The 13825-nt window shown below is 66.5% G+C and carries 13 protein-coding genes; 9 read left to right on the top strand and 4 right to left on the bottom strand.

Annotated features, from left to right (window positions below; genetic code table 11):
- The 3 genes from Rhe02_RS48000 to dnaK all read right to left on the bottom strand — a co-directional run.
- Window positions 1-414, bottom strand: a 414-nt coding sequence (locus tag Rhe02_RS48000; RefSeq protein ID WP_203915278.1) for a DnaJ domain-containing protein, incomplete at its 3' end; no start/stop codon positions are given.
- A gap of 10 nt (window positions 415-424) precedes the next feature.
- Window positions 425-1156, bottom strand: coding sequence for a nucleotide exchange factor GrpE (grpE, locus tag Rhe02_RS47995; protein WP_203915277.1), 732 nt, complete (start codon window positions 1154-1156; stop codon window positions 425-427).
- Window positions 1153-2988: a molecular chaperone DnaK gene (gene dnaK, locus Rhe02_RS47990; RefSeq protein ID WP_203915276.1), complete on the bottom strand. Its 1836-nt coding sequence runs from the start codon at window positions 2986-2988 to the stop codon at window positions 1153-1155. Before dnaK ends, grpE begins: the two co-directional genes overlap by 4 nt.
- Window positions 2989-3115: 127 nt before the next feature.
- Here dnaK and Rhe02_RS47985 point away from each other — a divergent pair, with 127 nt between their 5' ends.
- Together Rhe02_RS47985 and Rhe02_RS47980 are read left to right on the top strand one after the other, a co-directional pair.
- On the top strand, window positions 3116-3742 hold the full coding sequence (locus Rhe02_RS47985) for a GTPase (RefSeq protein WP_203915275.1): 627 nt from the start codon (window positions 3116-3118) through the stop codon (window positions 3740-3742).
- Window positions 3732-5081 carry a P-loop NTPase family protein gene (locus Rhe02_RS47980; RefSeq protein WP_203915274.1) on the top strand — a complete coding sequence of 450 codons (1350 nt, stop codon included), beginning with the start codon at window positions 3732-3734 and terminating at the stop codon, window positions 5079-5081. The genes Rhe02_RS47985 and Rhe02_RS47980 overlap by 11 nt, the downstream gene beginning before the upstream one ends.
- Here Rhe02_RS47980 and Rhe02_RS47975 read toward each other — a convergent pair.
- On the bottom strand, window positions 5048-5821 hold the full coding sequence (locus Rhe02_RS47975) for a hypothetical protein (RefSeq protein WP_203915273.1): 774 nt from the start codon (window positions 5819-5821) through the stop codon (window positions 5048-5050). The two genes, Rhe02_RS47980 and Rhe02_RS47975, sit on opposite strands and share 34 nt — an antisense overlap.
- Window positions 5822-6159: 338 nt before the next feature.
- Between Rhe02_RS47975 and pdhA the strand changes: the two genes are divergently transcribed.
- From pdhA to Rhe02_RS47940, 7 genes are read left to right on the top strand one after another with little or no spacing between them, the layout of a single operon-like run.
- On the top strand, window positions 6160-7287 hold the full coding sequence (gene pdhA, locus Rhe02_RS47970; protein WP_203915272.1) for a pyruvate dehydrogenase (acetyl-transferring) E1 component subunit alpha: 1128 nt from the start codon (window positions 6160-6162) through the stop codon (window positions 7285-7287).
- On the top strand, window positions 7284-8273 hold the full coding sequence (locus Rhe02_RS47965) for an alpha-ketoacid dehydrogenase subunit beta (RefSeq protein ID WP_203915280.1): 990 nt from the start codon (window positions 7284-7286) through the stop codon (window positions 8271-8273). The genes pdhA and Rhe02_RS47965 overlap by 4 nt, the downstream gene beginning before the upstream one ends.
- Before the next feature lie 3 nt (window positions 8274-8276).
- On the top strand, window positions 8277-9647 hold the full coding sequence (locus Rhe02_RS47960) for a dihydrolipoamide acetyltransferase family protein (protein WP_203915271.1): 1371 nt from the start codon (window positions 8277-8279) through the stop codon (window positions 9645-9647).
- Complete coding sequence (locus Rhe02_RS47955) at window positions 9644-10147, top strand: flavin reductase family protein (protein WP_239124550.1); 504 nt, start codon at window positions 9644-9646, stop codon at window positions 10145-10147. The genes Rhe02_RS47960 and Rhe02_RS47955 overlap by 4 nt, the downstream gene beginning before the upstream one ends.
- Window positions 10148-10156: 9 nt before the next feature.
- Window positions 10157-11125: an NAD-dependent epimerase/dehydratase family protein gene (locus Rhe02_RS47950; RefSeq protein ID WP_203915270.1), complete on the top strand. Its 969-nt coding sequence runs from the start codon at window positions 10157-10159 to the stop codon at window positions 11123-11125.
- 35 nt (window positions 11126-11160) lie between these two features.
- A complete protein-coding gene (locus Rhe02_RS47945; RefSeq protein ID WP_203915269.1) occupies window positions 11161-12309 on the top strand; it encodes an LCP family protein in 1149 nt (382 codons plus the stop codon).
- Window positions 12310-12357: 48 nt separating this feature from the next.
- Window positions 12358-13386, top strand: a complete 1029-nt coding sequence (locus tag Rhe02_RS47940) for an LCP family protein (RefSeq protein ID WP_203915268.1) — start codon at window positions 12358-12360, stop codon at window positions 13384-13386.
- The last annotated feature ends 439 nt before the right edge of the window (window positions 13387-13825 follow it).

Genomic DNA, 13825 nt, shown 5'->3' with positions numbered 1-13825 from the left:
GGGGGCGGTCCGGTAAGCCGGACCGCCCCCGCCACCGGAGAAAATCGTGCCGAACAGGTCGGAGAAGCTCGCCCCTCCGAAACGCTGATCGCGCCCGCCCTGCTGTCCAAACAGGTCGGACATGTCGAAGTGCTGACCGCCTGCCCCCGCTCGCGCCCCACGGCGAAACGCTCCCGACTCGAACAGCGAGCGCATCTCGTCGTATTCACGGCGCTTGCGATCGTCGGACAGGACGTCGTAAGCCTCGGAGACAGCCTTGAACCTGTCCTCGGCCACACCGTTGTTCGGGTTGTGATCGGGGTGCAGCTCGCGGGCAAGCTTGCGATAGGCCTTCTTCACCTCGGAGGCGGTGGCGTCCTTGGACACCCCCAGCACCGAGTAGAAGTCCTTTTCAAGCCAGTCCTTCGAGCTCATATACCGCCTACTACTCTTCGGGGTCGGCGACGGCGACCATGGCCGGGCGGAGCAGACGCTCGCCCAGCAGGTAACCGCGACGCATGACGTCTATACAGGTCGGCTCGGTCACCTCTGCCGACGTCAGGTGCGCCACCGCCTCGTGCAGCTTGGGGTCGAAGGCATCGCCTTTGGCCCCGAAGGCTGACAACCCGAGTTTGGTGACCACGGTGCTGAATTGTTCAGCCACCGAGGCGAACGGGCCGGTGAGGTCGCCATGGTCCCGGGCGCGATCGATATCGTCGAGCACCGGCAGCAACGCCGCCAGCACCATACCGACGGCATTCTCCGCGGAGACCGTGCGATCCCTTTCGACTCGCTTGCGGTAGTTGGCATATTCGGCGGTTACCCGCTGGAGGTCGGCGGTGCGCTCGTCCAAAGTGGATCGGAGCTCGCCCAGCTCGGCTGAGCTGGTCGCCGAGGACTCGGCGACCGCCTCCTCCTCGATGGAGACCTCCACCTCCGGCACGTCCTCCACCGGCGCGGCTTCGGTCGTCGCCGCCTCCACCACCTCGGTCACCTCGGCCGCTTCCGCTTCAACCACAACGGATTCGGCCTCGGCTCCCGCTTCGGCGTCGGCAGCCGGTGGCACAGGTGGTGGCCCCGGCTTGCCGACCTTTCGCTTATCTCTGATCACGATTCGCTCACTGGCGGCGGTCAGGTCCTGACCGCCGCCGGTGGCAGCCTCGGGCTTATCGGTCACTGCTTCTTACCCTCGTCATCGATGATCTCCGCGTCCACCACGTCGTCGTCGGGCTTGGCCGAGCCACCTTCGCTCGGTCCACCACCCGAGGCCGCCGCGTTCTGCTCGTAGAGCGCGGATCCGGCCTTCTGAGCAACCTCTTCGAGCTTGCTGTGAGCCGACTTGATCCGCTCGATGTCGTTGCCACCCAGCGCGCTGCGCAGATCGCCGAGAGCCTCGTTGATCTCGTCTTTCGCGTTGGAGGGCAGCTTGTCACCGCTCTCGGCGAGGAACTTCTCGGTCTGCCACTGGCGCGCCTCGGCCACGTTGCGGGTCTCCGCGTCGTCGCGGCGCTTGCGGTCCTCGTCGGCGTGCTCTTCGGCATCGCGGCGCATCCGCTCGATGTCGTCCTTCGGCAGCGACGAGCCACCGGTGATCGTCATCGACTGTTCCTTGCCAGTGCCCGTGTCCCTGGCGTTGACGTGGACGATGCCGTTGGCGTCGATGTCGAAGGTGACCTCGATCTGCGGCATACCCCGCGGCGCCGGCGGAAGACCGGTCAATTCAAAAGTGCCGAGCTTCTTGTTGTACGCGGCGATCTCGCGCTCACCCTGGAAGACCTGGATCAGCACGGACGGCTGGTTGTCATCGGCCGTCGTGAAGACCTCGGAACGCTTGGTCGGGATGGTGGTGTTGCGCTCGATCAGCTTGGTGAAGATGCCGCCCTTGGTCTCGATGCCCAGCGACAGCGGGGTCACGTCGAGCAGCAGGACGTCCTTGACCTCGCCCTTGAGCACACCGGCCTGCAGGGCCGCACCCACGGCGACGACCTCGTCGGGGTTCACACCCTTGTTAGGGTCCTTGCCGGTCAACTGCTTGACCAGCTCGGTCACCGCCGGCATGCGGGTCGAGCCACCGACCAGGATCACGTGCTCGACGTCGGCCAGCTTCACGCCGGCGTCCTTGATCGCCGACTCGAATGGCCCCTTGCACCGGTCGAGCAGGTCCTGGGTCATCCGCTGGAACTCAGCCCGGGTCAGCGAGGTGTCCAGGTGCAGCGGGCCATCGGGGCCGGCCGTGATGTAGGGCAGGTTGATGCTCGTGGTCTGGGCGGCGGAGAGCTCGATCTTCGCCTTCTCCGCAGCCTCGCGCAGCCGCTGCATCGCCATCTTGTCGGCGGACAGGTCGATGCCGTATTGGCCGCGGAAGGTCTTGACCAGGTGCTCGATGATGCGCTCGTCCCAGTCGTCACCGCCGAGGTGATTGTCACCGCTGGTCGACTTCACCTCGACCACGCCCTCGGCCAGCTCCAGCAGCGAAACGTCGAAGGTGCCGCCGCCGAGGTCGAAGACGAGAACCGTCTGCTCCTTGGAACCCTTGTCGAGGCCGTAGGCCAGCGCGGCCGCGGTGGGCTCGTTGACGATGCGCAGCACGTTGAAGCCGGCGATCTCGCCCGCCTCCTTGGTGGCCGTGCGCTGAGCGTCGTTGAAGTAGGCCGGGACGGTGATCACCGCGTCGGTGATGGTCTCACCGAGGTAGCTCTCTGCGTCGCGCTTGAGCTTCTGCAGCACGCGAGCAGAGATCTCCTGCGGGGTGTACTTCTTACCGTCAATGTCGATGGTCCAGTTGGTGCCCATCTCGCGCTTGACCGAGCGAATCGTCCGGTCTGGGTTGGTGACGGCCTGACGCTTGGCCACCTCGCCGACGAGGACTTCGCCGTTCTTGGCGAACGCCACGATCGAGGGCGTCGTCCGGGAGCCCTCAGCGTTCGCGATAACTGTGGGCTCGCCGCCCTCAAGGACTGCGACGCATGAGTTCGTCGTCCCTAGATCGATACCGACCGCACGTGCCATATTTGATTCCTCCGTGGTGATCAACCGAGAAGATGCCAACTTGAGTCGACCGGACTCAAGGTACAAGGTTGAGTCCCGTGCACGCAACTTATGGTGGTGGTACCCCCTTTCCCCTTACGCTTCGGGTGTGTATGACCATGGCGCGCCTCTTCTCGCGGTGATCGGTGGGCCGACCGGCGCGGGAAAGTCGACGCTGGTCAACAGCCTGGTGAGGGCACCCGTGAGCACCACCGGCTTTCTGCGCCCGACCACCCGCAAACCGGTCCTCGTGTGCCATCCGCGCAGCTGGGCACGGGTCCACCGGCATCAGCTCGTGCCAATCTCCGCGCCCGCGCTGCCGCCCGGGCTCGCCCTGATCGACGCCCCGGACATCAACTCGATCGATCAAGCCAATCGCGAGCTGTCAAATGAGCTTTTTGATGACGCCGACCTTTGGGTGTTCGTGACCACCGCGGCCCGCTACGCTGACGCCGAGGCTTGGCGGCACCTTCGGGCAGCGCAGCAACGCAAGGTGGACCTCGCGGTGGTGCTCGATCGGGTTCCTCCTCAAGCCGTCGAGGAAATCGTTCCCCATCTCACCGAGCTACTCGGCGAGCCGGTGCCGCTGTTTGTGGTACCGGATTCGCAGCTAGATCGGCAAGGCATGCTCCCCGAAAGGGTTGTTACGCCGATATGGGAATTCCTCCACAAGAGTGCAAGCAGCAAAATGTCCCGGGAGTCCAGCGAAAATCAGGGAGGGGAAAGTGAGCGATAGCGCCCCCGAAGCCAAGCTGGACAACCTGCAGCGCTTTATTGATCTTGTAACCGGTCATCTGGATGACCAGCCGCAGCTCGCCCAGGCCCGCGCGGTCGCCGACCGCTCCGCGGACCGGCTCCGCTTCCCCCAGCAGTTCACCACGATCGCGCTGGCGGGCACCACGGGCAGCGGCAAGTCCAGCATGTTCAACGCCTTCACCACCATCGACCGCTCGCCGGCCGGAATTCTGCGGCCCACCACGTCCGAGCCCTACGCCTGTGTCTGGGGCAACCTCTACCTGGCCGACGAGCTGCTCGACTGGCTGGGCGTCTCACCGCGGCGCCGCTTCACGCGCGAGTCCCCGCTGGACGCCAACGACGAGCTCTCGCTTCGCGGCATGATCCTGCTCGATCTTCCCGACGTCGACTCGGTCGAGCCGAAGCACCGGGTCCAGGTCGACCGGCTGCTGCACCTGGTCGACGTGGTGGTCTGGATCTGCGATCCGCAGAAATACGCCGACCAACTGGTCCACGAGGGCTACCTGCGCCAGCTCGCGGCGCACCGCTCAGGGCTCATCGTCGCGCTGAACCAGACCGACAAGCTGCTTCCCGCCCACCTTCCCAAGGTCGGCGCCGACCTTCGCCAGCTGCTGGACGAGGGCGGTCTCAAAGGCGTGCCGCTGGTGGCGACCTCAGCCACCAAGACCGTGCCGGAGATGCCGCCGTCCAAGCGCGGCCCGGTCAAACCCAAGCCCGGCCCCTTCTCGATGGAGAAGTCGCCCAACGGCTACGTGGGCGTCGCCACCCTGCGCGCCCTCCTCGAGCCGATCATCCAGGGCCAGCGGGCCGGAGCCGACACCGTCGAGCGTGACGTCACCACGGCTCTCACCGAGATGTCCGCCTTGGTCAGCGGCCCGGCCACCCAGCCCCCCGCCGGCCCGCTCATCGAAGCTCTGGCGCGCAACGACATCGACGCGGGCATCAGGAATTACGCCGCGGCGGCAGCGAAGGGCCTGCCCACACCGTGGGCCGATGCCATCCTCAGGGCCGCGTCAGCGCGCCGCGAGGAGCTTTCCTCCGCCTTGGACAAGGCCAAAGACGTGGCCAGGGCGGGCCGGCCCCGCCGGGCCTGGCTCCCGGGTGGCCGCAAACGCGCCGACGCCCGGCAAGATGCCTTGCTGCATCACGAGATCGACAAAGTCGCGCTCCGCTACATCGTGGAGCCGGTGCGGCGCACGCTCGCGACCTATGAGCGAGCCCGCGCCGCAATGTCCCTAACCGCCCTCTGGGCAGGTGCGCCCGGCGGCCCACGCCTGGCGCAGACTCAATCCCAAGACTTGAGCACCGACGGCACCTGAATCTCAGCCACCACCTGAACCTCAGGCACCACCACCGCGGGCCGCCAAACCTTGGGCGCCACCACCGATGGCTGCTGAACGTCGGGCGCCATTACCGACGGCGCACGCACCGCAGGGGCCAACACCGCAGGCGGCTCAACCAGCGGCCCGGCAAACGTCGGCCCGGTGAATGTGGGCGCCGGCCCGGTGAAGGTGGGCTCCGCAAAGGGTGGTGCGGTGAAAGGCGGCCCGGTGAAGGGCGGCGCGGCGGGCGAAGGCGGGCCGCTGAGGGATGGGCCGGGTTGCGGAGCGGCGGTGGCGGGCGGATCCGCTGGGGCCGGTGGCGCCGCGGGTTTGCGAATCTTCTTGCGCACCGGGCGGTCTGGAGTGTCCACGACCGAGCGGCGTTCGAGCAGCGGGCTGGGGACGGGCTGCGGCTGGGACGGCAGCTCGGGCGGCAGGACCGGTACCGGGACGCGGGGAACCACCGGCTCGGGCGCTGCGGCGGCGGGGTCGGGTTCGATCCGCGACTGGGCTGAAGCAGGTGCCAGCAGCGGCTGGACCGGGGCTGCCACAGACGTGCCGAGGCCGTTCACGCCGGCCTTGAGGATGATCCAGCTGGGTACGGCCGTCATCCCGGCCATCAGTGTGAGCAAGACCGCATAGCGGCGGCCGGAACCGGACAGGCCATAAGTTGGCCCGCGAGAAGCGCGCCGGGTGACAGCAGGTGCTTTAAGCACCTGCTCCAAGAAATCGGACATGGTAGCTACCTCACGACAAACGGGGGGAATCCCGGTCTGTCTAACGCCGTTTACCTCGGCCGGGAGACTCAGATCACCCGCCTTAGCTGTGACGGCAGCCACGAATACGGCAGTATTAAGCCCGAGGCGGCAGCGTAGCCGGTCTGCTCAGTCACGGTTATGCCACGCCTCGAAGATGGGATGCCATCTTTATCCACGCGACAACCCCCACCGGGGCCAGGCGTGGCCAAACGATGGTGGCACCACGGAGAGGTCGGTCCAGCGGGCCGCCGCACCGACCAGCCACCACCGCCCGGTGGCACACCCCGCTGCCGGGGACCTGACCTTGGGAGACACGGATGACCAAAGCCTCCTCGAAGCGAGCCACGCCCCCGCCGGGCGACGCGGCAGACTTCGTGCAGCTACTCACCCCGGACGGCGAGCGGGTGTCGCACCCCGACTACTCCGTCGACTTCAACGACGACGAGCTTCGGGGCCTTTATCGCGATCTTGTTACTGTCCGCAAGCTCGATGCCGAAGCCACCGCGTTGCAGCGCCAGGGCGAGCTGGGAATCTGGGCCAGTCTGCTCGGCCAGGAGGCCGCCCAGGTCGGCTCGGGCCGCGCGTTGCGTGAGCAGGACATGGCGTTCCCGACCTACCGCGAGCACGGCGTTCTCTACTGCCGCGGGATAGATCCGATCATGCCGCTGGGCCTGTTCCGCGGTGTCGATCAGGGCGGCTGGGACCCGATCGCCAACAAGTTCGGCATCTACACGATCGTCATCGGCGCTCAGACGCTGCACGCCACTGGCTATGCGATGGGCATCGCCAAGGATGGCAAGGTCGGCACCGACGAGGGCGAGGCGGTCATCGCCTACTTCGGCGACGGCGCGACCAGCCAGGGCGACGTGAATGAAGCATTCATCTTCGCCAGTGTCTATAACTCACCCATCGTGTTCTTCTGCCAGAACAACCAGTACGCGATCTCCGAGCCGCTGACGCGGCAGACCCGGGTGCCGCTCTACCAGCGGGCTTCCGGCTTTGGGTTCCCCGGAGTGCGGGTCGACGGCAACGACGTGCTCGCCACCTATGCGGTGACCCGGGCCGCCCTCGACAACGCCCGCCACGGCAACGGCCCGACCCTGGTCGAGGCCTACACGTACCGGATGGGCGCCCACACCACCTCCGACGACCCGACCCGCTACCGCGTAGCCGGCGAGATCGAGGAGTGGCAGGCCAAGGATCCGATCTCCCGCGTTCGCAAGCTGCTGGAGCGCGAGAATCTGGCCGATGCCGCCTTCTTCACCGAGGTAGACGCGCAGGCGAAGGTTGAAGCGGTCGAGCTTCGGGAAAGGGTGTTGGCATTGCCCGATCCCGATCCGAGCGAGATGTTCAAGCATGTTTACCCCCACGGATCGCCGGAGGTAGATGAGCAGGCCGCGACGTTCGCCGCCTACCACGCGTCGTTTGAAGGAGCGCAGCACTGATGGGCGAGACTTTGACACTCGGCAAGGCGCTCAACCTTGGCCTTCGCCGCGCGATGGAGGACGACTCGAAGGTCATCCTGATGGGCGAGGACATCGGCAAGCTTGGCGGCGTTTTCCGCATCACCGATGGCCTGCAGAAGGACTTCGGCGACGAGCGCGTTATCGACACGCCGCTGGCTGAGTCCGGCATTGTCGGCACCGCGATCGGCTTGGCGCTGCGCGGTTACCGGCCCGTGGTGGAGATTCAGTTCGACGGGTTCGTCTACCCGGCCTACGACCAGATCGTGTGCCAGGTGGCCAAGATGCATTTCCGCTCCCGCGGCAAGGTACGCCTGCCGATGGTGATCCGGATTCCGTTCGGCGGCGGCATCGGCGCGGTGGAGCACCACTCCGAGTCGCCCGAGGCCTATTTCTCGCACACCGCCGGGTTGAAGGTGGTGGCCTGTTCCAATCCGTCGGATGCCTATTGGATGATCCAGCAGGCCATCGCGAGCGACGACCCGATCATCTTCCTCGAGCCCAAGCGGCGCTATTGGGAGAAGGGTGAGGTCGACACGGCCGAGGAGCTGTCGGTTCAGGAGCCGCTGCACTCTTCGAAGGTGGTGCGGCCGGGCACCGACGTGACCGTGCTGGCCTACGGCCCCATGGTGCGCACAGCTCTCGACGCCGCCAACGCGGCTGCGGAAGATGGGCGCTCGCTCGAGGTGATCGACCTTCGTTCGATGTCTCCGCTGGACATGGGTCCGGTCTACGCATCGGCGAAGCGCACCGGCCGGGTCGTGGTGGTGCACGAGGCCGCGGGCAACCTGGGCATGGGTTCGGAGCTGGCCGCGCGGATCACCGAGGAGTGCTTCTACTCCCTGGAAGCCCCGGTTTTGCGGGTGACCGGCTATGACACGCCCTATCCGGCGTCGCGGCTGGAGGAGGAGTACCTGCCCGATCTGGACAGAGTGCTTGACGCCGTCGACCGTTCGTTCGGGTGGTGAGCCATGCCTATCAATGAGTTCCCATTGCCAGACCTGGGCGAGGGCCTGACCGAGGGCGAGATCCTCAAGTGGCTCGTGGCCGAGGGTGAGGTCATCGAGCTGAACCAGCCCATCGTCGAGGTCGAGACGGCCAAGGCGGCGGTGGAGATTCCGGCGAAGTGGGCCGGGACAGTCGTGAAGATCTACCACCCCGAGGGCACGGTGGTGAACGTCGGCTCGCCGATCATCTCCATCGACACAGGCGGTTCCAGCGCACCCAAGGCGGCCGGCGAAGGTGGCCTGATCGGCGAGACCAAGGCCGATGGCCGCACAGCGGTGCTGGTGGGCTACGGCCCGAAGTCGGGTCCGGCCAAGCGCCGGGCTCGGGTCGGTGGCGCTGCCGACGGGCTGGAAACCGCCTCGGGCCAGGTTGCTCCGCCGCCCACGGCCGCGGTGGCACCGCCGCAGGTGGCCCCGGTCCAGGCTGCTCCGGTCCAGGCTGCCCCGGTCACGGCAGAAGGACCCGTGCTGGCGAAGCCGCCGGTGCGCAAGCTGGCGCGTGACCTCGGCGTCGATCTGTCGACGCTGGTGGGCTCGGGCCCGCAGGGGTCTATCACCCGCGATGACGTGCAAGGCGCACTCAACGGCAGCCCGGCGATCCAGGTTGCCGCGCCGGTCAGGGCGCCCGGCGAGCGTGAGACCAGAATCCCCATCAAGGGGGTACGCAAGCTGACCGCCGCGAACATGGTGTCGTCGGCGTTCACGGCCCCTCATGTCACCGAGTTCCTCACGGTGGACATGACGCGTTCAATGAAGGCGCTGGAGCGGCTCAAGGCGCAGCGCGACTGGCGCGATGTTCGGGTGTCTCCGCTGCTCCTGGTGGCCAAGGCGGTCCTGCTCGCCACGAAGCGGTACCCAATGATCAATTCGACCTGGTCGGCGCAGACCGAGGAGATCGTGGTGAAGAACTACGTGAACCTGGGGATCGCAGCGGCGACCGAGCGCGGACTGATCGTGCCGAACATCAAGGACGCGGACGCGCTTTCCATGCGCGAGCTGGCCGACGCGATGACCGGGCTGGTTCAGGTGGCCAAGGAGGGCAAGACCCCGCCGGCCGCAATGTCAGGGGGCACCTTCACGATCACCAACGTGGGCGTCTTCGGTGTTGACACCGGGACCCCGATCCTGCCCCCGGGCGAGGCCGCCATCCTGGCCTTCGGCGCGGTGCGGGAGCAGCCGTGGGTCTACAAGGGCAAGATCAAGGTGCGCCAGGTGACCACGCTCGGCCTCTCCTTCGATCACCGGATCATCGATGGTGAGCTGGGCTCCAAGTTCCTGCGCGACGTCGGTCAGTTCCTCACCGATCCAGAGGCCGCGCTGCTGGCCTGGACGTGATTCACGACAGCGATCCGTTCGCGACCCCGGAGTCGGCGCGCTCAACCGTGCGCCGGCTCCGGGGTCGCCTCGCGCAGACGGTGACCCTGTGGACGGCGCCCGGACCGGCCGGGCTCACCGTGTCGTCGTGCTTGATCGGCGATGGCGAGCCGGGCCGTGTAGTCGGCTTGATCGACGACGAGTCGGTCCTGTGGGAGGCCGTCTCGTCCGCCGGGGTCTTCGCTGTGACCCTGCTCATGCCCGGGCAGCAGCAGCTCGCCGATCGCTTCGCCGGGCTGCTTCCAGCTCCGGCAGGGCTGTTCAAGCAGGGCGAGAGGTGGCTCGAGTCGAGCTACGGGCCGGTGCTCGGGCAGACGTGGGCGGGCTGCCGCCTCGACTCGGCGAAGCCCTTTGGCTGGGCCCAGCTGGTCGAGGGCACCATTGAGCAGATTTCGCTCGACGATCATGAGCTCCCGTTGCTGCATCACCGGGGCTCCTACGCGCAAATACGCGAACGCTAAGCTTGCGGCATGTCAATCACCCTGCGCTTCGGCGAAGGTAGCCGCGTGCTCGTCTCCGGTGGCGCCGGGTTCGTTCCTTCCCACTTGATTGATGTTCTTATATCGCGAGGCTGCCAGGTGGTGGCGGTCGACAACTTTCTCACCGGTTCCGAGAGCAACGTCGCGCACCTGGCCGACAATCCGCTCTTCAGGCTGGTGAAGGCCGACATCTCCGACGGCATCCCGGCCGAGGCTTTTATGGCGCCGCGCTTTGACGCGATCCTGCACATGGCTTCCCCGGCCAGCCCGACCGACTTCTCCACCTACCCGGTGGAGATCCTGCGGGCTGGTTCACTTGCCACCTTCCACCTGCTCGACCGGGCACGGGAGGACAAGGCGCGCTTCCTGATGGCGTCGACGTCGGAGGCCTACGGCGATCCGCTGGTGCACCCGCAGCCGGAAAGCTACTGGGGCAACGTCAACCCGGTCGGCATCCGCAGCGTCTATGACGAGGCCAAGCGCTTCTCCGAAGCGGCCACCATGGCTTATCGCCGCACCTACGGCGTCGACACCGCGATCGTGCGGATCTTCAATACCTATGGCCCGCGCATGCGGCCCAATGACGGCCGGGCCATCCCGACCTTCATTTCGCAGGCCCTGCGCAACGAGCCCATCACCGTTCACGGCACGGGCGAGCAGACCCGGTCCATCTGTTATGTCGACGATCTCGTGCACGGCATCCTGCTGCTGCTCGATTCGCAGGAGGCCGGGCCGATCAACTGCGGGACAGAGCACGAGATGACGATGCTGGAGCTCGCCGAGCGGATAGTCCAGCTGAGCGGGTCCACTTCGCAGGTGACTTTGCTGCCACGCACGCCTGACGATCCCGATCGCCGGCGCCCCGATCTGACCCTGGCCCGGCAGAAACTCGGATTTGAGCCACAGGTCGGACCGGACGAAGGATTGCGCGCCACGATCGACTACTTCCGGTCACTCTAAGGGCAACGTGGGCTTCGCCTTTTACTCTGGAATGCATGTCATCGAACGATCGGCCGGATCGATCCATCGGCCGGGCCTCCGTGCCCGGCCGCGATGCGCCAGCCCGCAACGGCGAAGGCGCTCGGGTCGCGAAGTCCGCGGCCGTCTACGGCACGTCGCGTAAGACGCCCAAAAAGGGCCCGAAGCCGCGCTGGGACAGGATCGCGCTGGTCGTCGTCGTGCTTTTCGCCCTTTGCGGGGTGGGTGGCTTCCTCTGGTACAAGAACGTTGAGGGAGATATCGAGAAGACCGACCCGTTCTCGGCACTGACCAAGGGCCGCCCGCCGAAGACGGTGGCCGGAATGCAGAACATGCTTTTGGTGGGTACGGATTTCGCCGACCCAGATTCGGTGGCCGACGACCCGGCCACGGCGCGCACAGACACCATCATCCTGATGCACATCCCCTCCACCCAGGATCGCGCCTACCTGGTCTCGATCCCGCGTGACCTGTGGGTTCCCGTGCCGCAGAAGGCAACCGACAGCCAGTGCGGCACCCGCCGCGCGAAGATCAATGCCGCCTACGCCTGGGGCGACCTTCCGTTGCTGGTCAAGACCGTGGAGTGCTTCACTTCGGTCCGCCTCGACCACGTCGTGCAGATCGACTTTGGTGGCTTCAAACAGGTCGTGGACGCGCTCGGCGGGGTGGACATGCCGATCGAGCGCGACATCACCTCGATCCACGAGCCTTTCCGCAAGTTCACCAAGGGCACCATGCACCTCAATGGCACCGAGGCGCTCGACTACGTAAGGCAGCGCAAACAGTTCCCAGACGGAGATTTCGCCCGTATGCGACACCAACAGCTGTTGCTGAAGGTGCTCTTGGACAAGGCGGCCAGCGGGCAGACCCTCACCAACCCGATCAAGTTCAACAACTTCGTCAACGCCATGACCAAGGCGATCAAGGTCGACGCGGGCTTCTCGCTGCTGGACATGGGTTTGCAGTTCCGCGGACTGCGAAGCGATGACCTGACGTTCCTGACGAGCCCCTACTCCGGGTTCGACGACATCGGCGGCCAGAGCGTGGTGCTTTCCGACCGCGAGCGGGCGATCGCGCTTTACAACGCGATAGCTTCCGACCAGATGGCCCAGTGGGCCGCGATTCACGTTCCGTCGACAGCCACGCCCACGCCGAATGGGACTTAATAGGGCGAAATAGCTTCATTGGCGGCGTGTGGTTCATAAGCTAGGTAAATGCGCGGTGTGCGATCTTCGCTGTGGCCGAAGATAACTCTTGGCCTGGGTCTGGCGCTCGTTCTCCTCGCGGGGGTCGGGCTGGTCGCTACCAAGGTGCTGACGAACCGGTACGAGTCGAGCCTGACCCGGCAGGTGCTGCTGGCCCCCAGCGCCAGGGGCATGTCGCCGCAGGCACAGAACACGGCCTGGCGCGACGGCGGTGGCCCACTGAACTTCCTGCTCATCGGCTCGGACTTGCGAGCTGACGATCCAGACGAAGGCCAGCGCTCCGACACGATCATCATCGTGCAGATCAACGCCGAGCGGACCGGAGCACACCTGGTCTCGATCCCGCGGGATCTGCTGGTGGACATCCCAGAGTTCCCGCCGACGGACTTCTACGGCAGCCGCGAGAAGATCAACGCGGCCTTCCACTTCGGCGGCGGCAGCGCGGGCGGTGTTCAACTGCTGTCCGCCACACTTGCTCAGCTCGCCGACATCAAGTTCGAAGGCGCCGCGGTGATCGACTTCGGCGGCTTCGAGCGGATCATCGACCTGCTCGGCGGCGTGCGCCTCTGCGTCGACGCCGAGGTCACCTCCATCCACACCGACCGGCACTTCCCGCTCGGCTGTCAGGTCTTCAGCGGCGCCGAAGCGCTGGACTACTCGCGCCAGCGCTACGGTCTCGACAACGGCGACTACGACCGGCAACGTCACAACCAGCAGCTCCTGAAGGCGATCTTCAACACGGCCCTGGACGGCGGGATCGCCAACAACCCCATCAAGATCGATCAGTTCATTCGAGCCCTCGGTGCCTCGCTGACCCTCGACACCGGTGGCGCCACCCTGACCGACGTCCTCCTCGCCCTGCGCAGCCTGCGCCCAGACGGCCTGGTCGGGGTAACCGTCCCCTCATACCCCGAAATGATCGGCGCCGAATCCTTCGTCCTGCTCAACGAGGAAGCGCCGCAACTCTTCGACGCCCTCCACCGCGCCACCCTGGACCAATGGGCCCTGGTAAACCCGCAGTGGGTGCATGCGTTGTAACAAAACCCCCTTTCCCCTTACGCCCCAACCTTTCTCACTCACCTTCATTGCGCCGCGCCGTCGTGGTCCCGCACCGTATCTCCCGGCGGCAACGCAAGGTCCGTGCTTAGCAACCCCCAGCGGCTCCGCCGCTACCCTCGCGAGGGCCTCGCTTTCGCCCCACCCCGGCCGCCCGAAGCGCCGCAGTGGCCGCACCGCCGCCTGGCACCACGCACCGCACCGCCGTCGCGCACCGCACCGCGTTGTGTCGCACCTGTCGCCGCGCGGCACCGCCTCTGGTGGCGCCCTGCCTACTGCTCCCGCGGCACCTACATCTCTGCGTTAGGGCGGTGGGGCAGAGATGTAGGTGCCACAGACATCCCGCCCCGGCTGCCCGCCGCACCGCCTCTGCTGTTGCCGCCCCTGGGCCCGGCTGCCCCTGGCACCTACGTCTCTGCGT

It is taken from the genome of Rhizocola hellebori (assembly GCF_016862955.1).
GTDB classification, from domain to species: domain Bacteria; phylum Actinomycetota; class Actinomycetes; order Mycobacteriales; family Micromonosporaceae; genus Rhizocola; species Rhizocola hellebori.
The sequence above is the reverse complement of the archived record's forward strand: the minus strand, read 5'-3'. Positions and strand labels throughout refer to the sequence as shown.